This is a genomic window from Paenibacillus sp. FSL H8-0104 (assembly GCF_038050215.1).
Lineage (GTDB): Bacteria > Bacillota > Bacilli > Paenibacillales > Paenibacillaceae > Paenibacillus > Paenibacillus amylolyticus.
The window spans coordinates 1-26,464 of the sequence record NZ_JBBOTC010000001.1; the positions used below are offsets into that span (position 1 = coordinate 1).

The 26,464-nt window shown below is 47.2% G+C and carries 19 protein-coding genes and 3 rRNA genes; 20 read left to right on the top strand and 2 right to left on the bottom strand.

The genetic code is table 11. From position 1 onward, the window contains the following. The 6 genes from dnaA to gyrB all read left to right on the top strand — a co-directional run. A partial coding sequence (gene dnaA / locus NST38_RS00005) for a chromosomal replication initiator protein DnaA (RefSeq protein WP_301289659.1) occupies positions 1-1,347 on the top strand: 1,347 nt, incomplete at its 5' end. 220 nt (positions 1,348-1,567) lie between these two features. Then, positions 1,568-2,710 carry a DNA polymerase III subunit beta gene (dnaN, locus tag NST38_RS00010; protein ID WP_017691408.1) on the top strand — a complete coding sequence of 381 codons (1,143 nt, stop codon included), beginning with the start codon at positions 1,568-1,570 and terminating at the stop codon, positions 2,708-2,710. 16 nt (positions 2,711-2,726) lie between these two features. Further along, positions 2,727-2,942, top strand: a complete 216-nt coding sequence (gene yaaA, locus NST38_RS00015) for a S4 domain-containing protein YaaA (RefSeq protein WP_036611994.1) — start codon at positions 2,727-2,729, stop codon at positions 2,940-2,942. A gap of 57 nt (positions 2,943-2,999) precedes the next feature. Next, positions 3,000-4,112 (top strand): DNA replication/repair protein RecF, encoded by a 1,113-nt coding sequence (gene recF / locus NST38_RS00020; RefSeq protein ID WP_017691406.1) that lies wholly within the window; start codon positions 3,000-3,002, stop codon positions 4,110-4,112. A gap of 14 nt (positions 4,113-4,126) precedes the next feature. Further along, on the top strand, positions 4,127-4,375 hold the full coding sequence (gene remB, locus NST38_RS00025) for an extracellular matrix regulator RemB (protein WP_017691405.1): 249 nt from the start codon (positions 4,127-4,129) through the stop codon (positions 4,373-4,375). 145 nt (positions 4,376-4,520) lie between these two features. Further along, on the top strand, positions 4,521-6,431 hold the full coding sequence (gene gyrB / locus NST38_RS00030) for a DNA topoisomerase (ATP-hydrolyzing) subunit B (RefSeq protein WP_036611997.1): 1,911 nt from the start codon (positions 4,521-4,523) through the stop codon (positions 6,429-6,431). 93 nt (positions 6,432-6,524) lie between these two features. Here gyrB and NST38_RS00035 read toward each other — a convergent pair whose 3' ends face one another. Next, positions 6,525-7,472, bottom strand: coding sequence for a YheC/YheD family protein (locus NST38_RS00035; RefSeq protein ID WP_076252196.1), 948 nt, complete (start codon positions 7,470-7,472; stop codon positions 6,525-6,527). Between the two features lie 427 nt (positions 7,473-7,899). On the opposite strand from NST38_RS00035, the gene gyrA reads away from it, so the two are divergent. The 6 genes from gyrA to NST38_RS00065 all read left to right on the top strand — a co-directional run bounded on the left by gyrA (position 7,900) and on the right by NST38_RS00065 (position 17,902). Then, positions 7,900-10,464, top strand: a complete 2,565-nt coding sequence (gyrA, locus tag NST38_RS00040) for a DNA gyrase subunit A (RefSeq protein ID WP_036612002.1) — start codon at positions 7,900-7,902, stop codon at positions 10,462-10,464. Between the two features lie 222 nt (positions 10,465-10,686). Then, a complete protein-coding gene (locus tag NST38_RS00045) occupies positions 10,687-11,805 on the top strand; it encodes an HD-GYP domain-containing protein (RefSeq protein WP_076252198.1) in 1,119 nt (372 codons plus the stop codon). A gap of 466 nt (positions 11,806-12,271) precedes the next feature. After that, a 16S ribosomal RNA gene (locus tag NST38_RS00050) occupies positions 12,272-13,824 on the top strand. Positions 13,825-14,130: 306 nt separating this feature from the next. Then, positions 14,131-17,056: ribosomal RNA gene (locus NST38_RS00055) — 23S ribosomal RNA — on the top strand. A 76-nt stretch (positions 17,057-17,132) separates the two neighbouring features. Beyond that, positions 17,133-17,249, top strand: a 5S ribosomal RNA gene (gene rrf / locus NST38_RS00060). Together the 16S, 23S and 5S rRNA genes form the textbook arrangement of a ribosomal RNA operon. Positions 17,250-17,461: 212 nt before the next feature. Continuing rightward, positions 17,462-17,902, top strand: a complete 441-nt coding sequence (locus tag NST38_RS00065) for a hypothetical protein (protein WP_017691399.1) — start codon at positions 17,462-17,464, stop codon at positions 17,900-17,902. A 640-nt stretch (positions 17,903-18,542) separates the two neighbouring features. Here the strand turns inward: NST38_RS00065 and NST38_RS00070 are convergent. Beyond that, complete coding sequence (locus tag NST38_RS00070; RefSeq protein ID WP_036606136.1) at positions 18,543-19,067, bottom strand: hypothetical protein; 525 nt, start codon at positions 19,065-19,067, stop codon at positions 18,543-18,545. A 500-nt stretch (positions 19,068-19,567) separates the two neighbouring features. On the opposite strand from NST38_RS00070, the gene NST38_RS00075 reads away from it, so the two are divergent. The 8 genes from NST38_RS00075 (at position 19,568) to holB (ending at position 26,462) form a co-directional block, all read left to right on the top strand. Then, positions 19,568-19,753 carry a sigma factor G inhibitor Gin gene (locus tag NST38_RS00075; protein ID WP_017691396.1) on the top strand — a complete coding sequence of 62 codons (186 nt, stop codon included), beginning with the start codon at positions 19,568-19,570 and terminating at the stop codon, positions 19,751-19,753. Positions 19,754-20,011: 258 nt separating this feature from the next. Beyond that, positions 20,012-21,838, top strand: a complete 1,827-nt coding sequence (locus NST38_RS00080; protein WP_341343756.1) for an aminotransferase class I/II-fold pyridoxal phosphate-dependent enzyme — start codon at positions 20,012-20,014, stop codon at positions 21,836-21,838. A 509-nt stretch (positions 21,839-22,347) separates the two neighbouring features. Next, positions 22,348-22,776: a CidA/LrgA family protein gene (locus tag NST38_RS00085; RefSeq protein WP_051446959.1), complete on the top strand. Its 429-nt coding sequence runs from the start codon at positions 22,348-22,350 to the stop codon at positions 22,774-22,776. Continuing rightward, a complete protein-coding gene (locus tag NST38_RS00090; RefSeq protein WP_083685168.1) occupies positions 22,746-23,438 on the top strand; it encodes an LrgB family protein in 693 nt (230 codons plus the stop codon). The genes NST38_RS00085 and NST38_RS00090 overlap by 31 nt, the downstream gene beginning before the upstream one ends. A 217-nt stretch (positions 23,439-23,655) precedes the next feature. Beyond that, positions 23,656-24,303 carry a dTMP kinase gene (gene tmk / locus NST38_RS00095; protein WP_017691392.1) on the top strand — a complete coding sequence of 216 codons (648 nt, stop codon included), beginning with the start codon at positions 23,656-23,658 and terminating at the stop codon, positions 24,301-24,303. Between the two features lie 61 nt (positions 24,304-24,364). Then, positions 24,365-24,694 carry a cyclic-di-AMP receptor gene (locus NST38_RS00100; RefSeq protein WP_017691391.1) on the top strand — a complete coding sequence of 110 codons (330 nt, stop codon included), beginning with the start codon at positions 24,365-24,367 and terminating at the stop codon, positions 24,692-24,694. Between the two features lie 343 nt (positions 24,695-25,037). Continuing rightward, positions 25,038-25,481 (top strand): YaaR family protein, encoded by a 444-nt coding sequence (locus NST38_RS00105; RefSeq protein WP_017691389.1) that lies wholly within the window; start codon positions 25,038-25,040, stop codon positions 25,479-25,481. 9 nt (positions 25,482-25,490) lie between these two features. Next, positions 25,491-26,462 (top strand): DNA polymerase III subunit delta', encoded by a 972-nt coding sequence (gene holB, locus NST38_RS00110; RefSeq protein ID WP_036606132.1) that lies wholly within the window; start codon positions 25,491-25,493, stop codon positions 26,460-26,462. Positions 26,463-26,464 lie beyond the last annotated feature (2 nt).

The following is a 26,464-nucleotide window of genomic DNA, read 5'->3' on the forward strand; positions in this document are numbered from 1 at the left end:
GTGGACAGCCATACTTCTGATTTATGGCAGCAAATTTTATCAATCATACAAAACAAACTCAGCAAACCCAGCTTTGACACCTGGTTCAAAGCCACCAAAGCCACCAAGCTGAATGACCGTTCAATCGTCATTTCCGCACCAACCACGTTTGCCGTCGAATGGCTGGAGAGCCGTTACACCAAATTGGTTGGCTCGACGGTATACGAGTTACTTGGCAAGCAAGTCGATGTGAAATTTGTCATCGAAGAGAACAAGCCTGCTGAACCGGACCCGCAACTGCCGGCGCCAACGCCTACAGTTGTACAGGAAGAAGCCGTACTCAGCATGCTGAATCCGAAATATACGTTCGATACATTTGTCATCGGGCCGGGCAACCGTTTTGCCCATGCCGCATCGCTGGCGGTCGCTGAAGCGCCCGCCAAAGCTTACAATCCTCTCTTTCTGTATGGAGGAGTAGGTCTCGGTAAAACTCACTTGATGCATGCGATCGGACATTATGTTCTGGAGCATGATCCGGGCAGCAAAGTCGTTTATTTGTCGTCTGAGAAATTCACGAACGAATTCATTAACTCGATCCGTGACAACCGCGGGGAGAGCTTCCGTAACAAATACCGGAGCGTCGACATTTTGCTCATTGATGATATTCAGTTCTTGGCGGGAAAAGAATCAACACAAGAGGAATTTTTCCATACGTTTAATGCGCTGCATGAGGAACGGAAGCAGATTATCATCTCCAGCGACAGACCACCGAAGGAAATTCCGACATTGGAAGAACGGCTTCGTTCTCGCTTTGAATGGGGGTTAATCACGGATATCCAGCCTCCAGATTTGGAGACAAGGATCGCAATTTTGCGGAAAAAGGCACGTGCGGAAAACTTGGATATTCCGAATGAAGCGATGATGTACATTGCCAACCAGATTGACACCAACATCCGTGAACTGGAGGGCGCCCTGATTCGGGTCGTTGCTTATTCTTCACTGACTAATCAAGATGTAACCACTCATCTGGCAGCTGAAGCACTGAAGGATATTATTCCTTCCAGTCGTCCCAAAATGATCACTATTCATGACATCCAACAAAAGGTCGGCGAGTATTATAGCCTTAAGCTTGAAGATTTCAAAGCACGGAAACGGACCAAGGCAGTTGCTTTTCCAAGACAGATTGCCATGTATCTCTCTCGTGAACTGACAGACTTTTCTCTGCCCAAAATTGGGGAAGCATTCGGAGGACGAGATCACACCACTGTCATACATGCTCACGAAAAAATCTCCCAAGCGATTAAAAACGATCAGGATCTCTATAAAGTTATCAACAACTTAACCGAAAAAATAAAGAATCCAACCTGAACAAGTCCCAAGCCTATGCACAACATATACACATGTGGATAGGCTTGGGTGTACGGGTTTATACCCACTTATCCACATATTCAGTGCCCCTATTACTATTATTACTAAAAAGATCTTAAAGATATCATCTCCAAAATAGCCATTTCGGAGCTTAGCCTTCGGCCTTTGAAAAACACCTTTTAACACCCCAACACCCAAAAAAACAGCTAGGAGTGAAACCATGAAAATCAGCATAATGAAAAACTACTTAAACGATTCCATACAGCAAGTATCCAAAGCGATCTCAAGCCGTACGACGATTCCGATCCTGAGCGGTATTAAATTCGACGTCAATCATCAAGGTGTAACGTTGACAGCAAGTGACACCGATATATCCATTCAATCCTTCATCCCGCTTGAAGATGGAGATAAAAGCGTAGTTCAGGTAGATCAACCCGGCAGTGTAGTTTTGCCAGCCAAGTTTTTTGTGGAGATCATCAAAAAGCTGCCATCACAGGAAGTGCACATGGAAGTCAAAGAGAACTTCAACACCTTTATCTCCGCAGGTGCTACCGAAATTCAACTGGTAGGTCTGGATCCGGAAGAATTCCCGGTACTGCCAAGCATCGAAGAAAACCAAACCGTCTCCATTCCAGGAGATTTGCTGAAAAATATGATCAAACAAACGGTCTTCTCCATTTCCACACATGAGACTACTCCAATCCTGACAGGTGTACTCTGGAGTTTGGGTGACAACGAATTGAAATTTGTGGCAACAGACCGTCACCGTCTTGCTACTCGATCAGCAATGCTGGATAATGCAGAAGGTATCCGCTTTAACAACGTGGTCATTTCCGGTAAAACGCTGAACGAGCTCAGCAAAATTGTTCCGGATCAAAATACCCTTGTGGATATCGTTGTTGCAGATAACCAGGTTCTGTTCAAAATCGACCGTGTATTGTTCTACTCCCGTATTTTGGACGGAACATATCCGGATACTTCTAGAATTATTCCAACGTCATACAAAACAGAACTTGTTTTAGATACAAAAAAATTAAGTGAATCCATTGACCGGGCTTATTTGCTGTCGCGTGAAGAGAAAACAAACATCGTGCGTATGCAAACGATGGATTCGGGATCCGTTGAAATTTCTTCAAGCTCTTCCGAGCTAGGTAAAGTAAGAGAAGAAATCGAACCTGCCGAGTTTACAGGAGATCCGTTAAAAATCTCGTTCAACTCTAAATACATGCTGGATGTGCTGAAAGTTGTTGAAAGTGAGCAACTGATGATCGCTTTTACAGGAGTCATGAGTCCAATCATCTTGAAACCGCTGGATGACAGTCACAGCCTTTACGTGATATTGCCATATCGGACGACCAACTAACGAAAGGAAGATCATAGTGAACCAAGTTACGATTCGTACGGAATATATTAAGCTTGATCAATTTTTGAAACTGGCTGATTGCATCCCAACTGGAGGTATGGCCAAAGCTCTGCTTCAGGAAGGACTTGTACGTGTGAATAAAGAGCCTGAGGAACGCCGGGGACGTAAGTTATACCCTGGGGATATCGTTGAAGTGGACGGAGAAGGCACATTCGAAGTTGCTGCAGAATAAGAAGACCAGTTCGATCCTGCTGCCTCCTGACGGACGGGATAAAAGGGAGGTTACCGCGTGTTTGTGAACAGCATTGATCTGCAGAATTTCCGCAATTATGAACATCTGAGACTGGATTCTTTTGGTCCCGTAAACTTGTTGATCGGGCAAAATGCCCAAGGCAAGACCAATCTTGCAGAGGCGATTTTTGTACTTGCACTCACCAAGAGCCACCGTACATCCCGTGACAAGGAGTTAATCCGTTTCGGTGAGGAACGTGCCAGACTTGCAGCAGAGGTCGACAAAAAGTACGGATCGGTCAAGCTTGAACTATCTTTGTCGCAACAAGGCAAAAAAGCAAAGATTAACGGCCTGGAGCAGCGCAAGTTAAGTGATTTTGTCGGAGCGCTCAATGTGGTGATGTTTGCACCGGAGGATCTGGAAATTGTAAAAGGCACACCGGGGGTCCGCCGCCGGTTTCTTGACATGGAGATTGGACAGGTTGCACCTGGCTACCTGTACCACCTGCAGCAATACCAAAAAGTGCTCGTCCAACGAAATAATTTGCTTAAGCAGTTATGGGGAAAAGGGGCATCGGCCCAGACCATGCTTGAGGTGTGGAACGAACAACTGGTCGAGCATGGTGTTAAAATCGTCAAAAAAAGGAAACAATTCATAAAGAAACTGCAAAAGTGGGCAGAAACGATTCATCAGGGGATCACCGGAGGCGGAGAAGTCTTGCGGCTGGCCTACCTTCCTTCCTTCAGCGAAGCCGCTGAGGAAGATGAAGCTGTCTTAATGGACCAATTTATGATAAAATTATCACAAATGAAAGAGCAGGAGATTCGCCGAGGCACAACCCTTAGTGGGCCGCATCGGGATGACCTGTCCTTTTTCATTAACGATCGGGAAGTACAAACATATGGCTCGCAGGGGCAGCAGCGCACAACGGCGTTGTCCCTTAAACTTGCGGAAATTGAACTGATTCATGAAGAAATCGGAGAATATCCAGTTCTGTTGCTGGATGATGTTCTGTCCGAGCTGGACCCTTTTCGCCAGACGCAGCTGATCGAAACGTTCCAGAGCAAGGTGCAAACCTTTATTACGGCTACGGGGATCGAGAGCCTGAACGTTGACAAGCTCAAAGATGCCAGTATTTATCACGTTCATGCCGGACAGGTTGAACGCTAAGGAGTGAGGGGCTTATGTACATTCATCTGGGCGGTGAGAAGATCATCCGTTCTTCCGAATTGGTCGCTATTTTTGATATATCGATTGAAAAATCCTCAAAGATCTCCAAGCAGTATGTCACGCATGCCGAGCAGGAAAAAACAGTGGAACACATCGGCGAAGAGGAAGCCAAGTCCATTGTGGTGACCAAAAACATTGTGTACTACTCGCCTATTTCCTCAGCCACGCTGAAAAAGCGGGCTCACATTTTTCCGGATCTCTAGCGTTGTGTGGCATAAAAGATGTCTCTTTTGCTGCTTGTCTTTAAATTTGAATAGCTGCTGAAATGAAGGACGTTGCCTATTTCAGCAAACAATTATTAGTTAACGCATATTTACGATATTGAATCTATAGAAGTAGGTGAAAGGCATGTCTATGAATCAACCGTCATATGATGCGAATGAAATTCAGGTCCTTGAAGGATTGGAAGCCGTACGGAAGCGTCCGGGCATGTATATCGGTTCCACCAGTTCCAAGGGCCTGCATCATCTGGTCTGGGAAGTAGTGGACAACAGTATTGACGAAGCGCTTGCAGGTTACTGCGACCACATTGAGGTCAGTATCCATGAAGACAATAGCGTGACTGTAGTCGATAACGGACGGGGTATTCCTGTCGGCGAACATACCAAAATGAAACGTCCTGCACTTGAGGTAGTTATGACTGTCCTCCATGCAGGGGGAAAATTTGGCGGCGGCGGATATAAAGTATCCGGTGGTTTGCATGGTGTTGGTGTGTCCGTTGTGAATGCACTCTCTGAAAAAGTGGTTGTAACGGTTAAACGTGAGGGACATATCTATCAACAGGAATATCGCCGTGGAGCTCCACAGTATGACCTGAAAGTGATCGGTACAACCGACGAAACAGGAACAACGGTTAGATTCCATCCGGACCCTGAAATTTTCACGGAAACAAGAGTGTTCGAATATGACATCTTGCTTGCCCGGATTCGTGAGCTGGCATTCCTGAACAAGGGCATCGGTCTTACATTGACGGATGAGCGTACAGGTGCAACCAACTCGTTCATGTACGAAGGCGGCATTATCGAATACGTCTCCTACCTGAACCAGAAGCGCGAAGTCCTGCATGAGAATCCAATTTACGTCGAAGGTTCCAGAGATAACATTCAGGTGGAAGTTGCCCTGCAATACAATGACAACTACACCGAGAATATCTATTCCTTCGCGAACAATATCAACACGCATGAGGGCGGAACGCATGAATCAGGTTTCAAGAGTGCCCTTACGCGGATTATCAATGACTACGCCCGTAAGGCGGGGGTAATCAAGGACAGCACGGGGAACCTTTCCGGGGATGACGTGCGTGAAGGTTTGACGGCCATTATTTCGGTCAAGATTCCGGAACCACAATTTGAAGGACAGACGAAGACCAAGCTGGGCAACAGCGAAGTGCGTGGTATTGTCGAATCCTTGTTTGCCGAGAAGCTGCAGGAGTTTCTGGAAGAGAATCCTTCCGTATCCCGTCGCATTTTGGAAAAAGGGCTGCAAGCAGCACGTGCGCGTGAAGCTGCCCGTAAAGCCCGTGAACTGACACGTCGTAAAGGTGCACTCGAAGTAAGCTCACTTCCAGGTAAACTGGCAGACTGTTCATCCAAGGATGCTTCAATCAGCGAATTGTACATCGTCGAAGGTGACTCTGCAGGCGGATCAGCAAAGCAAGGTCGGGATCGTCATTTCCAAGCGATTTTGCCACTGCGTGGTAAGATTTTGAACGTGGAAAAAGCTCGTCTCGACCGGATATTGGGTAATGCGGAGATTAGAGCAATTATTACGGCAATGGGTACCGGTATTGGTGATGACTTCGATATTGCCAAAGCACGCTATCACAAAATCATTTTGATGACCGATGCCGACGTTGATGGTGCTCATATCCGAACACTATTGCTGACATTCCTGTATCGGTACATGCGTAAAATCATTGAGGCAGGTTATGTATATATTGCACAACCGCCATTGTTCAAGATTGAGCGTAACAAAGTGATTCGTTATGCCGGTTCCGAGAGAGAGCGCGATGAAATTATTGCAACGCTCGGCGAAAATGCGAAATTCAACGTTCAGCGTTACAAAGGTCTTGGCGAGATGAATGCCGGACAATTGTGGGAAACGACGATGGATCCGGAGAGCCGGACCATGATGCAAGTATCGATTAATGATGCCATACTTGCTGATACCATGTTTGACACCCTGATGGGGGATAACGTTGAACCGCGTCGTGACTTTATCCAGGAAAATGCAAAATACGTGAAAAACCTCGACATTTAACATATTCGAAGAGGCGCCTGAGAGGGCGCCTTTTTTATATTAGGGAAGCTATGGAACAGGGAAGGCGTATACTTAGATCTCCATATCCCTTTGTTATCTGCGTACACGTTTTTTGGCAGATGAAGCCTGTGCTTTAGGGGATGGCCGGGAGCTCTTACCCTTTTTGGAGGGCAAACGACCGTACGCAATCGCATAACGTTTGATCTTCCGGTACGCCTCCTTGTCCGGTAATAAGCCAAAGGCATAAATGCCTGGCAGTGTGTTGACTTCAAGAATCCAGGGACGCCCTGCTTCGTCTAGCGCAATATCAATACCAATCTCTTTGAGTCTTGGAAATGATGTTTGCAATTGCACAGCGGTATGAATACCTAAGCGGTACAGCTCAGTGCGAAGTTTTTTGAAGCCATCCTGGTGAAGATGGGGGAGTACGAGTTCTTCAAACGTGGCCAATCGCCCACCGCCATGAATGTTGGTGATGATTTTACCCGGGGCAGCAACACGTCCCAGAACACCTGTTGTTTCCCAGTTGTGTTGCAGATTTTTCTGAGTTAACACACGCAAGTCAAAAGGCAAATCTTCATGCTTCATCAGCGATATTCCCTGTTGAATGATATAATCACGTTCCTGAATGCGATCATTCAGTGCTCGTTCGAGTTCGTCCAGAGAATGAAATGATCTCTCCTCTGTACCGTATTGGAGATGATATGTTGTTGTGAGATAGGTAGCTCTGGAGATAATAGCACTTGCTTCGGGTTCATCAGGCAGGTTTCGATCATTGGTTTCTTCCGAAACCTCTGCATCTGTGGTGGAATCTTCGGAATTAACAACAGGTTCGTATAAACGGGTTGTTCTCACCCGCATAACGCCATTACCGTAAGTGCCACGGTCCGGTTTGATATAGTTGGACTCAAATAATTCAGTCATTCGTTCCAGAGTTTGACGGCTATATTTTCGGGTCACTGGGATATATTCATTCACAATGCGACTGCGTTGTAACACGGCTGTTTTGGCCCATTTGCTGGAGACGCGTTGGATACCCAAGATTCATCAGTCCTTTCATGTTTTGTTCAGTTCTAAAGAGGGACCAGACACGGAGAAATCAAAGGACAAGAGACGATTTCAGTGGTATAATAGAGAAATATGGCGTTTTGTGCGATGAGCTGCACAATTTGCAGTTTGATCGTAGGACGGGAATGGCTTTAGCCTCGGTAGGCACAGTACATATGCCGTTTTTCTAGCATTGTATGTGCAATTGGGGAGGAAGGCAGGGCGTATCCCCAGACATGCAGAAGTTCCCGGAAGAAAGGCTATTGCCCAGCGGACGTTTAATTGTGTAACTTTTGTGAAAGTAATATAATAAAGAGTAGCGTTCTTGCGCGGTTTTAGCCTTGTTAGGCTTTTCACATATAATCAACTTTTTTGCATGACGGAATGGAACGTTTGTTGAAGGACAAGAAGGAGGTCCAGCATGGCGGAAGAAATGAACTCTCAGATTACAGATCGGGATATAGGCGTCGAGATGCGTGAATCGTTTATGGATTATGCGATGAGCATCATCGTTAGCCGTGCCTTACCTGACGTGCGTGATGGATTGAAGCCGGTTCACCGGCGTATTCTGTACGCGATGTCAGAGCTCGGCATGACACCCGATAAACCACATAAAAAATCAGCCAGAATCGTCGGCGAAGTTATCGGTAAGTATCACCCACACGGTGACTCTGCTGTTTACGAGACGATGGTACGGATGGCACAGGATTTCTCCCTGCGTTATATGCATGTAGATGGACATGGTAACTTTGGATCGGTCGATGGTGATATGGCAGCAGCCATGCGTTATACCGAAGCACGTTTGTCCAAGATTGCTATGGAAATGCTCAGAGATATCAACAAGGATACGATTGATTTCCAACCGAACTATGACGGTGAAGAACATGAGCCAATCGTTCTGCCTGCTCGTTTTCCTAACTTGCTTGTCAATGGGGTTGGCGGGATCGCGGTAGGTATGGCTACCAATATTCCTCCTCATAACCTGGGTGAGGTCATTGATGGTGTACAGGCCATGATTCAAAATCCGGACATTACATCCATGGAACTCATGGATTACATTCAAGGACCAGACTTCCCTACGTCCGGCTACATTTTGGGCCGCTCAGGCATTCGCCAGGCGTATCAGACCGGACGTGGTTCAGTAACGATGCGGGCTAAAACCAACATCGAAGAGAATAACAACAAGGCACGAATTATCGTTACAGAGCTGCCTTATCAGGTAAACAAGGCGAGACTTGTTGAGAAAATCGCTGAGTTGGTACGTGATAAAAAGATTGATGGTATTACTGACCTTCGTGATGAGTCTGACCGTAATGGTATGCGGGTTGTAATTGAGCTTCGCAGAGACGTGAATCCGGGGGTTGTCCTGAACAACCTGTACAAACATACATCGATGCAATCCACTTTCGGGATTAACATGCTTGCGATTGTTAATAAAGAACCTAAAATCCTGAACTTGCGCGAAGTGTTGTATCACTACCTGCAGCATCAGATTGAGGTTATTCGCAGACGTACGCAGTTTGAACTGAAAAAGGCTGAAGCTCGTGCACACATTCTAGAAGGTTTACGTATTGCGCTGGATCATATCGACGAGATTATTACGTTGATTCGTTCATCCAGTAATGCGGATGCAGCAAGAGAAGGTTTGATTGAGCGCTTCTCACTCAGTCATGATCAGGCTCAAGCTATTCTCGATATGCGTTTGCAACGACTCACAGGTCTGGAACGCGAACGTATTGAAAATGAATATAACGAACTGATGGTCAAAATCAGAGAGTATCGCGAAATTCTGGCCAATGAGCATCTGGTGCTTGAGATTATCAGTACGGAACTGCAAGAGATCCGCGACCGCTTCAGCGATGATCGTCGTACGGAGATCACTGTAGGTGAAGAGAGTATTCTGGATGAGGACCTGATTCCACGTGAAGAGGTTATCATTACGATTACTCATACAGGCTACGTGAAACGTCTGCCGGTATCCACATACCGCAGCCAGAAACGTGGTGGACGTGGAGTCGTGGGTATGGATACGAAAGATACCGACTTTGTCGAGCATCTGTTTGTGACAAACTCCCACAATTACCTCATGTTCTTCACTGACAAAGGTAAAGTGTACCGTCTCAAAGCTTACGAGATTCCAGAGCTTGGACGTACCGCACGGGGAACGCCGATTATCAACCTGATCCAGATCGAGCAGGGCGAATCGGTCAATGCCGTAATTCCGGTCCAGGAATTCGAAAGTGACAGATACTTGTTCTTTGCTACCCGCCAAGGGGTTGTGAAGAAGACGCCACTTGAGGATTACACCAATATTCGCAAAGGCGGCTTGATCGGTATTTCCTTACGTGATGATGACGTTCTGATCGATGTTAAGCTGACCGATGGATTGCAAGAGATCATCATGGGTACAGCTCACGGAATGTCTATTCGATTCTCGGAAGGTAACGTACGTTCCATGGGACGAAGCGCAACCGGGGTCAAAGGGATTACATTGGATGAGCAGGATGCTGTTATCGGCATGGATGTAGTTGATAAAGAGCTTGATGTTCTGATCGTTACAGCCAAAGGTTACGGTAAACGTACACCTGTCAGTGATTATCGGATGCAGACTCGTGGCGGTAAAGGGATCAAGACTATTAATGTCACAGAGAAGAACGGCTCAGTAGTCAGCCTCAAAATGGTTAAAACCGAAGAGGATCTGATGATTATCACGTCCAGCGGTACGTTGATCCGGATGAGCATGGAAGGCATATCCACTATGGGTCGATACACGCAGGGTGTGAAGCTGATTCATATTCGTGACGAGGATTCAGTAGCTACAGTCAGCCGAATTGACAAAAATGAAGAGGAACCAGACGATGAGTCGCTTGAAGGCTTGGAAGGCGAGGAGTCCCAAGCTCCGGAAGTAAGCTTGGAAGAAGGCACCGTTTCTGACGCTGAGGTTAATGAAGTTGAGGGCGACGACGATTCCGGTTCGGAAGCATAAAATAGAATTTTATAAAGACTGATCTCTTTGAGATTGGAAGAAGATTGCGAGGGCTCCCACGGGGAGCCCTCTTGTTTGTATAAAGGAATCTCTTCTTTTATTCTTCCGAATCTGGGATGTACAGCCTGATTCCTGAGTAATATAATGGGAAATATCATGAAAAACCGGGACTATGGTCTTGTTTGTATTAACATAGAAGAACGATGAGTGAGGGGAATACACATGGGATTAATCACCCTGTCAGAAGTCAAACCAGGACTCAAACTTGGGAGTGATGTGCAAACACTTCGCGGCAACGTTCTGCTTCAGAAGGGAAAAGTCATTTTACCCAAGGATATGGAAGTGCTCAGAGCCTTTATGATTCAACAGGTAGATATTGAACAAGAAAGAACGGTGTCGAGTAGTACAGGAACCAAAGGTGCATCTGTGTCCGCAGGAAGTTCTGCGAATGACAACAATGGTGAACGGGCAGGGAAGACAGGGAACGTCACCACAGCTCCTGTAGTAACGTCTTTGCAGGATGAGTATGAGAAAATGGTCGGACTAACCAAAAATGCTTTCCTGTCCTCTCTGGCGGCTGAATTACCGGTCTATGAGTTACGTACACAGTTGGAGGCAGTGTTTGCACATCTCAAACAATATAATGTGCTTACCTTTAGTCCACGAGTAATGCAAGAACATGATTATGTATATCACCATGCCGCACTGAGTGCGATCACATCCTATCAACTGGCTCAATGGATCGATCTCCCCTCCAAGGATTGGATGCAAGTGGCTTTTGCAGGCTTGTTCCATGATATTGGTAACAACAAGGTAGATCCGCAGATACTCCATAAACCATCCACGTTGACGGCTACAGAGCAGGAAGAGATTCGTCAGCATACGAAATATGGTTATCAGATCCTTAAACAGGCAAAGGCTATTAATGAGGGAGCCAGACTTGCAGCTTTACAGCATCATGAAAAAGTGGATGGTTCAGGCTACCCGTTGCAGCTTAGTGGGACGCAGATTCATATTTATGCCAAGATTGTAGCTATCGCTGATATTTTCCACGCCATGACGCTGGAGAAGATCTACCGCAAGGCACAATCACCATACCTAGTCCTAGAACAGATCCAAAGTGAGGCATTTGGGAAATTGGACCCTGCAATTGTAAGAGTATTTGTTCAACGATCGACCCAGATCCATAATGGCATCCGAGTAAAACTCAGCAATAACCAGATTGGAGAGATCGTATTCTCTGATCGAGATCATCCTACACGGCCTATGGTGTCAGTAGAAGGAACCATCATTAACCTGATGCAGCAACGGCAGCTTCACATCCAAGAGGTTATCGGATAACAATAGATATTAAAGTAACTTGATGAGAGGGCCTTTCTTTTATAGAGAGGCTTTTTACGTGAGATAAATGTGGATGTGTAGAAAAAACAGAAAGATTGTAGAGTTATATATAATTACTCAAAAAAAGACTTGCATTCAATATCTGTACATGGTATATTCTAAGTCCGGCCAAGAAAACACGGTTTACACGGTGCGGCAAGCAAATGAAATAAGCTTCGAAAGAAACTTAAAAAAAGAGCTTGCAAAGTTGGTTTGGATGTGATAAGATATAAAAGTTGCTGAAGAGAACAACATTCGGTAACAAAATAAGTTTGATCTTTGAAAACTGAACAACGAGTGAGTAAACATTCTGCTTGCAGAATGAACGCGAAAGTTTGAGACAAGCCTTGGCTTGAATCGGCTGGAGCACAAATGAGATTTTTAATCTCGTCAGATTCAAAATGAGCTTATCGCTCTTTTCAATACTTTATTGGAGAGTTTGATCCTGGCTCAGGACGAACGCTGGCGGCATGCCTAATACATGCAAGTCGAGCGGACTTGAAGAGAAGCTTGCTTCTCGGATGGTTAGCGGCGGACGGGTGAGTAACACGTAGGCAACCTGCCCTCAAGTTTGGGACAACTACCGGAAACGGTAGCTAATACCGAATAGTTGTTTTCTTCGCCTGAAGGAAACTGGAAAGACGGAGAAATCTGTCACTTGGGGATGGGCCTGCGGCGCATTAGCTAGTTGGTGAGGTAACGGCTCACCAAGGCGACGATGCGTAGCCGACCTGAGAGGGTGATCGGCCACACTGGGACTGAGACACGGCCCAGACTCCTACGGGAGGCAGCAGTAGGGAATCTTCCGCAATGGGCGAAAGCCTGACGGAGCAATGCCGCGTGAGTGATGAAGGTTTTCGGATCGTAAAGCTCTGTTGCCAGGGAAGAACGCTTGGGAGAGTAACTGCTCTCAAGGTGACGGTACCTGAGAAGAAAGCCCCGGCTAACTACGTGCCAGCAGCCGCGGTAATACGTAGGGGGCAAGCGTTGTCCGGAATTATTGGGCGTAAAGCGCGCGCAGGCGGTCATTTAAGTCTGGTGTTTAATCCCGGGGCTCAACCCCGGATCGCACTGGAAACTGGGTGACTTGAGTGCAGAAGAGGAGAGTGGAATTCCACGTGTAGCGGTGAAATGCGTAGATATGTGGAGGAACACCAGTGGCGAAGGCGACTCTCTGGGCTGTAACTGACGCTGAGGCGCGAAAGCGTGGGGAGCAAACAGGATTAGATACCCTGGTAGTCCACGCCGTAAACGATGAGTGCTAGGTGTTAGGGGTTTCGATACCCTTGGTGCCGAAGTTAACACATTAAGCACTCCGCCTGGGGAGTACGGTCGCAAGACTGAAACTCAAAGGAATTGACGGGGACCCGCACAAGCAGTGGAGTATGTGGTTTAATTCGAAGCAACGCGAAGAACCTTACCAGGTCTTGACATCTGAATGACCGGTGCAGAGATGTACCTTTTCTTCGGAACATTCAAGACAGGTGGTGCATGGTTGTCGTCAGCTCGTGTCGTGAGATGTTGGGTTAAGTCCCGCAACGAGCGCAACCCTTATATTTAGTTGCCAGCACTTCGGGTGGGCACTCTAGATAGACTGCCGGTGACAAACCGGAGGAAGGTGGGGATGACGTCAAATCATCATGCCCCTTATGACCTGGGCTACACACGTACTACAATGGCCGGTACAACGGGCTGCGAAATCGCGAGATGGAGCCAATCCCAACAAAGCCGGTCTCAGTTCGGATTGCAGGCTGCAACTCGCCTGCATGAAGTCGGAATTGCTAGTAATCGCGGATCAGCATGCCGCGGTGAATACGTTCCCGGGTCTTGTACACACCGCCCGTCACACCACGAGAGTTTATAACACCCGAAGTCGGTGGGGTAACCGCAAGGAGCCAGCCGCCGAAGGTGGGATAGATGATTGGGGTGAAGTCGTAACAAGGTAGCCGTATCGGAAGGTGCGGCTGGATCACCTCCTTTCTATGGAGAATCGTTTCCTGCAACGGAAACATTCAAATACGCAGCTTAGCTGCAAAACACTCACTCGTTGCTCAGTTTTGAGAGCTCAAACTCTCAAACAGCTTGCTTTTGCATGGAGCTTGTTCTTTGAAAACTAGATATCGAAACGAAACAAACGCGAATTAGAACATTCCTTTTTAGCTGAACTTGTGTTAAACAAGTTTCAATAAAAACGGTAGATTGCACGTACGATGGTATCGAATGGGAGCGACTTTTGGCTTTGCGCAAGCAAACCAAGGGAAGCGAGCAGTCGAAACCGGAGCACGAGGTTAAGCTACTAAGAGCACACGGAGGATGCCTAGGCGCTAGGAGCCGATGAAGGACGTGGCGAACAACGAAACTGCCTCGGGGAGCTGTAAGCAAGCTTTGATCCGGGGGTGTCCGAATGGGGAAACCCAGCTGGGGTAATTTCCAGTTACTCACAACTGAATACATAGGTTGTGTAGAGGCATACCAGGGGAACTGAAACATCTAAGTACCCTGAGGAAGAGAAAACAATAGTGATTCCGTCAGTAGCGGCGAGCGAACGCGGAGAAGCCCAAACCAGAGAGCTTGCTCTTTGGGGTTGTGGGACGTCTCACATGGAGTTACAAAGGAACCGGTTAAGCGAAGAGGTCTGGAAAGGCCCGCCAAAGAAGGTAAAAGCCCTGTAGTTGAAAGTTGGTTCCCTCCGAGACGGATCCCGAGTAGTGCGGGGCACGTGAAACCCCGTATGAATCCGGCAGGACCATCTGCCAAGGCTAAATACTTCCTAGCGACCGATAGTGAAGCAGTACCGTGAGGGAAAGGTGAAAAGCACCCCGGAAGGGGAGTGAAATAGAACCTGAAACCGTGTGCTTACAAAAAGTCAGAGCCCGTTTTAGGGGTGATGGCGTGCCTTTTGTAGAATGAACCGGCGAGTTACGTTCCCGTGCAAGGTTAAGGTGAAGAGCCGGAGCCGCAGCGAAAGCGAGTCTGAATAGGGCGAATGAGTACGTGGACGTAGACCCGAAACCGGGTGATCTACCCCTGTCCAGGGTGAAGGTGCGGTAACACGCACTGGAGGCCCGAACCCACGCATGTTGAAAAATGCGGGGATGAGGTGGGGGTAGCGGAGAAATTCCAATCGAACTCGGAGATAGCTGGTTCTCCCCGAAATAGCTTTAGGGCTAGCCTCGGAAAACAGAGTCGTGGAGGTAGAGCACTGATTGGGTGCGGGGCCCGCAAGGGTTACCAAGCTCAGTCAAACTCCGAATGCCATAGACTTACTTCCGGGAGTCAGACAGTGAGTGCTAAGATCCATTGTCAAAAGGGAAACAGCCCAGACCATCAGCTAAGGTCCCCAAGTGTGTGTTAAGTGGGAAAGGATGTGGAGTTGCACAGACAACCAGGATGTTGGCTTAGAAGCAGCCATCATTGAAAGAGTGCGTAATAGCTCACTGGTCGAGTGACTCTGCGCCGAAAATGTAACGGGGCTAAACACACCACCGAAGCTATGGCTTGATGCTTTGCATCAGGGGTAGGGGAGCGTTGTATAAGGGTTGAAGGTGTACCGTAAGGAGCGCTGGACATTATACAAGTGAGAATGCCGGTATGAGTAACGAAAAGATCAGTGAGAATCTGATCCGCCGAAAGCCTAAGGGTTCCTGAGGAAGGCTCGTCCGCTCAGGGTAAGTCGGGACCTAAGGCGAGGCCGAAAGGCGTAGTCGAAGGACAACAGGTCGAAATTCCTGTACCACCGTAAGCCGTTATGAGCAATGGGGGGACGCAGTAGGGTAGTGACGCGGACTGATGGATGTCCGTCTAAGCAGTAAGGCTGATGTGTAGGCAAATCCGCACATTGTAAGGCTGAGCTGTGATGGGGAGCGAAAATTATAGTAGCGAAGGTCATGATCTCACACTGCCAAGAAAAGCCTCTAGCCAGGTGATGGTGCCCGTACCGCAAACCGACACAGGTAGGCGAGAAGAGTATTCTAAGGCGCGCGGAAGAACTCTCGTTAAGGAACTCGGCAAAATGACCCCGTAACTTCGGGAGAAGGGGTGCCCCGGTAGTGTGAATAGCACGAGGGGGCCGCAGTGAAAAGGCCCAAGCGACTGTTTAGCAAAAACACAGGTCTGTGCGAAGCCGTAAGGCGAAGTATACGGGCTGACGCCTGCCCGGTGCTGGAAGGTTAAGGGGAGTGGTTAGGAGCAATCCGAAGCTGTGAACCGAAGCCCCAGTAAACGGCGGCCGTAACTATAACGGTCCTAAGGTAGCGAAATTCCTTGTCAGGTAAATTCTGACCCGCACGAATGGCGTAACGACTTGGGCGCTGTCTCAACGAGAGATCCGGTGAAATTTTAATACCTGTGAAGATGCAGGTTACCCGCGACAAGACGGAAAGACCCCATGGAGCTTTACTGCAGCTTGATATTGAATTTGGGTACGATCTGTACAGGATAGGTGGGAGCCTTTGAAACGTGAGCGCCAGCTTGCGTGGAGGCAACGTTGGGATACCACCCTGATCGTATCTAGGTTCTAACCTGGTACCGTAATCCGGTGCGGGGACAGTGTCAGGTGGGCAGTTTGACTGGGGCGGTCGCCTCCTAAAGAGTAACGGAGGCGCCCAAAGGTTCCCTCAGAATGGTTGGAAATCATTCGAAGAGTGCAAAGGCATAAGGGAGCTTGACTGCGAGACCTACAAGTCGAGCAGGGACGAAAGTCGGGCTTAGTGATCCGGTGGTACCGCATGGAAGGGCCATCGCTCAACGGATAAAAGCTACCCTGGGGATAACAGGCTTATCTCCCCCAAGAGTCCACATCGACGGGGAGGTTTGGCACCTCGATGTCGGCTCATCGCATCCTGGGGCTGAAGTAGGTCCCAAGGGTTGGGCTGTTCGCCCATTAAAGCGGTACGCGAGCTGGGTTCAGAACGTCGTGAGACAGTTCGGTCCCTATCTGTCGTGGGCGTAGGAAATTTGAGAGGAGCTGTCCTTAGTACGAGAGGACCGGGATGGACGTACCGCTGGTGTACCAGTTGTTCCGCCAGGAGCACCGCTGGGTAGCTATGTACGGACGGGATAAACGCTGAAAGCATCTAAGCGTGAAGCCCCCCTCAAGATGAGATTTCCCAGTATGTAAGACCCCTTGAAGACGACGAGGTAGATAGGCTGGGGGTGGAAGTGCAGCAATGCATGGAGCTGACCAGTACTAATCGGTCGAGGGCTTATCCAATAGCAAGTTGTAATTCGCATGTTTCGTTTCGAATCTAGTTTTCAGAGAACAACAACTCTGAAATGTAAGCTATGCGTTTGGTGGCGATGGCGGAGGGGTTCCACACGTACCCATCCCGAACACGACCGTTAAGCCCTCTAGCGCCGATGGTACTTGGACCGCAGGGTCCTGGGAGAGTAGGACGCCGCCAAGCAAAGAACCACTGCCGATGTTATTCGGTGGTGGTTTTTATTTGTTTATAAGGATTAAATATGATAAGTGGAAGCTCTGACATGATCGATACTGGAAGGTAACATTTTTGTTACGGATAACAGCGGCAAAACCAGTATAATAGGACTATGTTAAATATGCTAAAAGTACCTGACCACAGAGCTGGAATGTGCAGCTGTGAAAAGGAGGGTGTGTGTGTTAAGTTGGCGGAGACTTGGACTACAATCATTTCTGTTGCTTTGTTTGACCGTTGTTCTAGCAGGATGCGGTGAAGCTTCAGGATCTGTATGGACTTCATATGAAGGTGCGGTGAACGAGAAGAGTTTTCCGGTGCCGAAAGTAGCGAATAAATCTGACCAGTCTGAAAATAATTCGGATATGGATTATGTTCGATATACGCTGTCTGGTATTAGTGAGAGTACTAGCTTGCCTGAGGTATATCTAGACGAGATTAAAAGCTGGGGTTGGACAGAGAGGCAAGCCAAGGGTACATCCAATGAATCCAGTACCTTGCGTGTATTTGCAAAGGAAGGACATACTGTGCATTTAGCAGTACATGATGGTTCCTTTACACTAATGGTTCCTAGAAATGATGCTACTCAAACGACAGTTAAATCATTGGCTGAAGATGATTGAGCTGGTTCAGGTATGATTTGGTATGATTAATTAACGCTGTGATGTTCCTTATAATATAGTAAAGCTCCCGTGTACATGATCGGGGGCTTTTTGTTTTTTGGCGAAGTAGGCTTTAGTAATGGTGGGAGAAGCTATCGCGTATGGTGGATCAGAGGCCATAAAGGTACAGAAGGAAGGAATGAGTAGTTTCTTTCGTACCATGTATAGGTGGTATGTGTGCTTGAAGCATAGCGGAGTGTAGAGCGCTAAAAGTAGAGGGGGAGAGATATAAGTTGTATAAAGGTATGAGGTAATGAGTGGCTGATGGAAAGCAGCTTGAGGGCATATAGAGCTGAGACTGAGTGAGAGATCGCTCAAGGCGTTCTACGAAACAAATGGGGTTATGAGATATGTAATAAGAGGCGAAAAAGAAGAGAAGAACGGAGCCACGACTGGGGATAACTCATTTAACTATGCCCATGCTGTGGATAATGGATGAGAAGGGAACAATAAATAAAGGTTATCCACTGTGGATAACCTTTATTTGCGCATATGAGGAACGATACACGATTATGTTTTTGCATCAGATTATTCGAAGGGCTCAGCGGTTATGTATTACAAGTAAGTAAGGTACATTGAGTATTGCATAAATGAGGGAGTGTTATTGCAGATAATATGAGACATCTTGTTCATTCAATTTGATGAGTCCGTCTTTACGCTCACGGGAGAGCACCATTACAACATACAAGCGAGGACCCAGCAACCACAAATGCCAGAAGATCAGCGAGAGGGTGAAGGACAATGGCGACCATATCAAACATACTGTAATGATACATAATCCAATCCAGCTCATGTTAAGGTGTACCCGGACAAACATACGGAAGCTAAAATGCTGATCAGGGATATAACCTAACCAGGGCATACGCATATTCCAGCGCCAGCGTTTGGCGTAAGAGGTACGGACCAGCAGTAATATGGTTCTGGCGATGACATAATGAATCCAGATGGTGATTGGACCTGCCAGTACAAAAAAGAAGAGGCCAGTCCAGGAGAATGCGAGTAGATTGAATAAGAGCATGATGACCGGCAGACACAGATAGCTGTAAATGACACTGCGGGCGATAGCCTTTTTTTTCAGAAGCCGGTATTGATAAAATGTTGCTTTATTCTCCGGTTCGGCGATCATACGATTATATATCCTCCTTCGGATTCACGTTTGTGTGGGGTAGGTATTCGTTTTTTTTACACGAGTAAAAGGGAATGAATCATACATGTATGTATATATGAACCTTGTATCTCACGCCATGACGATTGTACAAGATATTGAGATTCGACGGAGCTTATCTCAGTATACTCCCGAATACACGGACTGTCAGGCTTTGATATCGTTATCATGTATTATATATCGGCTGGGATTCCAAGTTTTTTTAAGGAAATTGAATATAAGTTTGAGTCAGGCCATGGGATACGTGATGTAGAGGTAAATGCGATGGATTGTAGGATTACTGTATATACATAAGCAGGTGAATGTTCTTGCAGGGAGAATGAATGTATTTTTCGGTACAGACACCCAAAAGGGGGTGGGCGAATATATATATTTTATAGAAAGAAAGCACTATGAAAATGTTTAAAATAATAGAAACTGTGCAATACTGATAGTAAACGTAAAACAAGGTGGGATGGTTCATGGAAGAACATGCCGAACACACATGTATTATCTGCGAGCAAAGAAAAAGAGAAGGCATTTTTATTGTATCTGAATTCATATGTGACACTTGTGAAGCAGAAATGGTTCATACCGACGCGCAGGATGCCAAGTACAATTATTTTATTCATCAAATGAAGCAAATTTGGGTACAAAAAAACGCATAATGAATGTTGCTAATAGAAGTAGAAGCGAAACATCACATTGTAACGATGCTGATGTGTATAGAGGCCCATTGGGCCTTTTTCTGTTTTTAAGAGGAGAGATTGTCTTGTTTGCCATCTTAGGAAGGGGTATGCTGATATAATGGGTATAGATCATTTGCAGTAGAGCGTGTGGAGATGGGGAAGAAGTGCGTTCCTTGGATTAGGAAGCATTTTGAAGCGCATAGGGCGCACATTATATATGTACAGGATGGTTATTTCATGGAACATAAAAATAAATCAAGTAGTGCCCCTTTATATGAAGCGTTGCTTGCGTATCGTGATTCGAAGCAGCGTTCTTTTCATGTGCCTGGGCATAAGAATGGACAAGCTTACCGACATTTACTGGAACAAGCAGAAGCAGGGCAATCTCCAGCTAAGGATATCGTCAATGAGGAACACCAGCACAACGGTGAGATTCAGAATGATGGAGGAAAGAATGTTAACCAGAAGGTAGAGCGTTTCAGTTCGGTGGATGAACATGGGGCTGATCTGCAGAGTGTGGAACGACTCAGCGTTGAAGGGGCTCACTCGGAATTAGAACTGGTACCGGTGCGTTCATTTCTGGAGATGATGGAGATGGATGTTACGGAGATCACGGGCACCGACGATTTACATCATCCAGAAGGTGTGATCCAGGAAGCACAGGAGCTTGCGGCAGATTGTTTTGGTGCTGAGGAGAGTTTCTTCCTTGTAGGAGGCAGTACGGCAGGTAATTTGTCTCTATTACTAACTGTGTGTGATGAGCCAAACAGTATTGTACTGGTGCAACGGAATGTGCACAAATCCGTTATTCACGGGTTAATGCTTTCAGGCGCAAGAGCTGTATTTCTGGAGCCGTGGGTCGATCCTGCGTCTGGACTTGCGGTCATGCCGTCTGTGGAGACGGTGCAGGCTGCTGTCCAGTACTATCCTGAGGCAAGGGGTGTATTAGTCACGTTGCCTAATTATTACGGCATGGGCGCTGATCTGACGCCCATAGCCGAGGTATGCCACGCCGCTGGCATGCCATTGCTCGTGGATGAAGCGCATGGCGCGCATTATGGGCAGCATCCGGAGCTGCCTGTCTCTGCACTGTCGTGCGGAGCAGACGGTGTAGTGCAGTCGACACATAAGATGCTGACGGCCTTCACCATGGGTGCCATGCTGCACATTCAGGGACCACTGTTAAACCGGTCCCTGTTAAGGCAGCGCCTGGCCATGGTGCAAAGCTCAAGCCCATCATACCCGGTGATGGCTTCGCTTGATCTGGCGCGCCGGCTGCTGCACGTGCAGGGCGCGAACACATTCACGGCGGGGTTCGCCGCCGTGAAAGCCTTTAAGCGCGGCCTCGCGGAGCTGCCGCGCTTTCAGTTGCTGCAGCCTGCACAGCCGCTGCAGCCAGAACCGCCAGCCGGAACAGCGAAGCCGGCTGGCATGCCCGTGTCCGCTGCGCAGCAGACACGGAAGGGCCTGACCGCGGCGGCGATGCCAGCTGCCGCGGGGTATACCGCTCAGGACCCATTCAAGGCCGTCATCTATGACGGCGCAGGGGTGCTGAGCGGTTATAGGCTACAGCAGCAGCTGGAAGCATGCGGCTGTGTGCCTGAGATGAGCGACGAACGGTACGTCGTCTTGCTCTTCAGCCTGGGCTCAACGGTGCAAGATGCCCAGCACCTGTTGCAGGCTTTACACCATATCAGCTCTGCCAATGGGCATGAGCTGAACCAATCCAATACAGAGCCATCGCAACAGATTGCGAAAGGTTCGGCACATTATATTTCCACGTGGAACAATTTACAAGAAACCACTCGCTACTCGGAACCGATCTCCTTTACACTGCAACCAATTGTGGAGACGAATACGATCAATGTGCCGATAGAAGAAAGCGTAGGCTGTCGATCAGCTGAGATGGTAGTCCCGTATCCTCCAGGGATTCCGCTTGTATATCCGGGTGAACGTATTAGTACATCGATGGTGGCTCGTATACAACTCCTGCGGGATGAGGGTGCAAAGTTTCATGGGGTATCCGATGCATCTCTACGGTCATTGAAGGTTATGAAGGAATGAAGGGAACACATGAGGATCTGAATTGCATTCACCAATAGGTAGGCAATATGACCAATACGGATAGCGATACCGGACCCTACACATGTGAGGGTCTCTTGGTCATTAATCTAGTTGCTAGGGTGTGTCTTCAAAATCAGGCATGCAATACGTTGAAGAATGTCAGGGTCCAACAGCTTGAAGTCAAGGATTGCTGATCCTGGCGAATTGTCCAGACGATTTTCTAAGAAACCGAGGACGTCTTATTTAGCCTTCGAGTCCTCCTTTTATTTTGTAAGGAACCTGAGACACGTTATTAACCATATTGACCTAACAAACACGCTGTAAACGGCTGGTTATTCCAATATACCGTGTTTCAGATTCCTTAGATTGCTGCGGGCGCTTCAAATCGCTGAATAAGACGTCACAGGGTCGTTAGCCCTCCCGCTCCGTGCCCTGCTCCAGACACATTCAGTTTGAAGACACGCTTTAGTTCAACTTATATAGATAGACATAAGAAAGAAGGGAACACTTTGGGTATTCCGCTAAAAAAATATACAGGAATAGTCCTGCAAGTTTTGTTGATGTACGGTTTTTATTGGATTGGCAACTTGATTCAAGCTGTATTACATCTGCCGTTAACAGGTAGTATTGTGGGCATGATGGTATTGTTTGTCACCATTCAACTGGGATGGATCAAAATGAGCTGGGGAGAAGAAGGGTCGACGTGGCTTCAATCTCATCTGCAATTGTTGTTCATCCCCCCAACTGTGGGCATTATTAATCATTTTGATTTTTTTAGAGCCAACACCTTGTTATTGGTACTTGGTTTGATTGTTAGCACATTAATCACCTGTCTGATATCTGCCAAATTAAGTGAGTGGCTTATGACATGGAGATCGTCTCATTCAGGCAAAAAGGAGGCGATCACTTGTCAGCATTCATCCTCGGAATTGGAATGATCGCGCTAACCATCGCTGTATATATTCCAGCCACTCGTCTATATAAAAGGCTGAAATGGCCGATCCTTATGCCTGTACTCACAACGACTGCCATCCTGATTCTGATATTGGTGATTTCCGGTATAAAGCTGGATACCTACATGCTGGGTGGAAAATGGATACAGGAGCTTTTGGGACCAGCAGTCGTATCGCTCGCTTTTCCCTTGTCCAGACATCTGCATGTGCTGAAGCAAAATATCATTCCAATTGTGGGTGGAACAATCGGAGGCAGTATTACAGGTATCGCTACAGGCGCTTTAATCGCCATTCTGCTCGGCTATCCGCAAGAGATGGTCATCGCTTTATTGCCAAAATCAGTGACAACTCCTGTGGCTATTCAACTCGCTAATCAGGTTGGGGGGAATGCCTCATTCACATCGCTGTTTGTGATGATTGCAGGATTCTCAGGGATATTATTGGGGCCGATGCTCTTGAAATGGGCCAAGGTCCGCAGTAAACATGCCTATGGAATTGGACTGGGTTCAGCATCTCATGCCCTCGGCATGGCAAGGTCTTTTGAATATGGAGAGAATGCGGTAGCCCTCAGTTCAGTTTCCATGATTGTCAGTGCTATTGCCGGATCAATTATGCTTCCATTATGGGTATGGATCATCTACGGTTGAATGCTTTACTTTGTTGTTCATGTTGGAGTAACCGCTGACCTATAGTATGATAGAGAGAAACAAGCTTGTATGATCTGGGTGTTATTAATACGTACCGATATAGCTGTAGCTATACACCTCTGGGCGGGGGATATCATATCTTGTAGCAAGAGGGTCTAAGCATATTCAATTACAGCAGCAATAGATGCAATTATCGACATAGAAAGCAGGGAAGCATATGCAGGGCAGAGGTAAATTCATTACGCTGGAAGGGGGAGAGGGTTCCGGTAAAACAACGATGATCGGTAGAATAGGTTCTTATTTTGAAGAACGGGGTATACCTTACGTAGTTACGCGAGAGCCTGGTGGAATTGAGATTGCGGAGAAAATACGTTCAATTATTCTGGACCCTCTTCATACGGCAATGGATGCTCGAACCGAAGCGCTATTGTATGCAGCTGCACGCAGCCAGCATCTGGCGGAGAAAGTAGAGCCTGCGCTGAGAGCTGGAAAAGCAGTCATCTGTGACCGATTTGTCGATAGCAGTCTGGTCTATCAAGGCTACGCCCGTGGACTCGGGATAGAGAATGTATGGGCCATTAACCGTTTTGCGATTGGTGATCTCATGCCGGATGTGACCTTATATCTGGACATTGAGCCTGAAGTGGGGCTTGCCCGGATCGATGCTCATGATGGCCGCGAAGTGAACCGTCTGGATCTGGAAAATCTGGAGTTTCACCGTAAAGTGCGAGAGGGTTACTTCCTATTAAAAGAGCAGTTCCCGGAACGGATCAGAGTTATCGATGCTTCCATGAAGCAGGAGGATGTCTTGGCAGCAATGATTTTGTCGCTGGAGACAGGGATTTTGAAGGATTTTGACGAGTAATTGTCTAATATATAGACAGGGCATTTGATAAAGGTGCTTATTCTAAAGGAGGTTATGCAGGATGAAACTGATTGTTGCGATTATACAGGATAAAGACAGCAACCGATTATCCAGCGCATTGGTCAAAGCAAACTTTCGGGCGACGAAGCTTGCCAGTACGGGCGGATTTTTGAAGGCAGGCAACACGACGTTTATGATCGGTGTCGATGATGGTCAAGTCGAATCCGTAATGAACGTCATTCGCAGCAGCTGTAAGGTTCGTGAACAGCTCGTGACTCCGGTCACACCGATGAGTGGAACAACCGACTCTTACCTGCCGCTACCTGTTGAAGTTCAAGTAGGCGGAGCTACTGTATTTGTTCTCCCGGTAGATCGCTTCGAACATTTCTAATTAAACCTATTGCATGGATCCCATGAGGGTCCTTCATGATTGATAGCATGTTGGAAACGATGGATGCAAGAAGAGTTAACAGAGTTCGTGCGTGCCACTTACGGAACGCCTTTCTTGACGAGAAGAATCAGCATACTCTTTCCGGATGAGCATTTCCCAGCTGGGGAATGGTTCATTTCGGAAAGAGGTTGACTACAAAGAACAAGTCCTTGATGGTGATGTGTATCTACCATTATATATAGAGTGTGATCAGCATATATAAAAGCCTCATTCTCACGCACAGGCGCAATGCGCACTGTGCTGATGGGCGATTGGCTAACTATGATAGAAAGCGGGCGTATCCATGAAAATCAATCCTGGATTCAGACCGATTCAGAGCGGGATCAGTTCTACTGATTCAGGTTCCAAACCGGTTCAATCCAAAAATTTCTCTGATATGATGAATCACCAGGGTGAACGGGCCTCACAAGCTGAACTGAATCGCCGGTTTAGTGAAATCCAGCTTCAGGGAGATCGCTTGGCACGTTCCATGACGATTCGTGAACTGAAGGCGTATAAGCAACTTGTTAAAAGGTTCCTGGAAGAGACCGTTCGTCGCGGTGTATCCATGAAAGAGACAAGGGGTTGGGATCGTCGTGGCAGAGGTAAGCGGTATAAGCTGATTGATGAAATTGACTCCGCTCTGTTATCCATGGCTGATGAATTGCTGGATACAGAAGAAGGAAAAATCTCTCTATTACAACAAGTAGGGGAAATTCGGGGGATGCTTATTAATTTAAGCTTCTGAGGAGGAAGTATGTCCTTTCAACAGATTATGGGTCAACAAGCGGCCAAGAAAATGTTACAAAGCAGTTTGAGACGTAAGGCAATAAGCCATGCGTATTTGTTTAGCGGTCCAGCTGGTAGCGGGCAACGGAAGACGGCAATTACCTTTGCCAAGGCAATATTCTGTACAGAGCTTGAAGATGACGCATGCGGGCAGTGTCTTGAATGCCGTAAGGTAGATCATGGTAACCATCCGGATCTAACCATGCTTGCACCAGATGGAAACAACATTAAAATAGATCAAATCCGGGATCTGCAGCGTATCTTTTCATACCGATCAGAGGCAGGCCATCCCAAAGTATATATTATAGAACAAGCCGAGAAAATGACGGTGCAGGCAGCAAACAGTTTGCTCAAATTTCTGGAGGAACCGCAGGTACCAGCAGTCGGCATCCTGATTACAGATAATGGACAGGCCATGTTGCCAACGATCCGCTCACGCTCCCAATTGGTGCCGTTCAGCGCACTGAATCCGGAAGAGATGCTGCAATCTCTGATCGAGGAAGGGCACCCTGCCAATCTGGCTCGCTCTGCCGTCCATTTAGCGTCAGGATTGGAAGCATGTAGAGAAATTCTCCAGCAGAATTGGTTTGCAGAAATTAGAAACGTAATGTTACAATTAGGGAAGGAGTCCCTGGGTAGAGGAAGTACATCATTGATCTCTGCACAGCAGAAGCTTTTTAAAACCGGACTCTCTGAACACCTGGACATGTTACTCAGTTTGTTCCATTTATGGTTTAGGGACATGCTGTATGTTCAGTACGATAGGCATGAACATATCGTTTTTATAGATCAGTTAGACATGTTATCTCAGTTGGCACATACCCGCAGCACAGAGCAGTGGGTCTCCTATATGGATATGGCCGCAGCATGCAGAAAAAAATTGCGTTTCAACGTCAATGGCCAGCTTTGTCTGGAGCAATTTTTGATCGGTTTGGCATAAGA

Coding starts and splice junctions, on each gene's coding strand:
- dnaN (WP_017691408.1), top strand. CDS start 1,568: ATGAAAATCAGCATAATGAAAAACTACTTAAACGATTCCATACAGCAA.
- remB (WP_017691405.1), top strand. CDS start 4,127: ATGTACATTCATCTGGGCGGTGAGAAGATCATCCGTTCTTCCGAATTG.
- gyrB (WP_036611997.1), top strand. CDS start 4,521: ATGTCTATGAATCAACCGTCATATGATGCGAATGAAATTCAGGTCCTT.
- gyrA (WP_036612002.1), top strand. CDS start 7,900: ATGGCGGAAGAAATGAACTCTCAGATTACAGATCGGGATATAGGCGTC.
- NST38_RS00045 (WP_076252198.1), top strand. CDS start 10,687: ATGGGATTAATCACCCTGTCAGAAGTCAAACCAGGACTCAAACTTGGG.
- NST38_RS00070 (WP_036606136.1), bottom strand. CDS start 19,067: ATGATCGCCGAACCGGAGAATAAAGCAACATTTTATCAATACCGGCTT.
- NST38_RS00075 (WP_017691396.1), top strand. CDS start 19,568: ATGGAAGAACATGCCGAACACACATGTATTATCTGCGAGCAAAGAAAA.
- NST38_RS00080 (WP_341343756.1), top strand. CDS start 20,012: ATGGAACATAAAAATAAATCAAGTAGTGCCCCTTTATATGAAGCGTTG.
- tmk (WP_017691392.1), top strand. CDS start 23,656: ATGCAGGGCAGAGGTAAATTCATTACGCTGGAAGGGGGAGAGGGTTCC.
- NST38_RS00100 (WP_017691391.1), top strand. CDS start 24,365: ATGAAACTGATTGTTGCGATTATACAGGATAAAGACAGCAACCGATTA.
- NST38_RS00105 (WP_017691389.1), top strand. CDS start 25,038: ATGAAAATCAATCCTGGATTCAGACCGATTCAGAGCGGGATCAGTTCT.
- holB (WP_036606132.1), top strand. CDS start 25,491: ATGTCCTTTCAACAGATTATGGGTCAACAAGCGGCCAAGAAAATGTTA.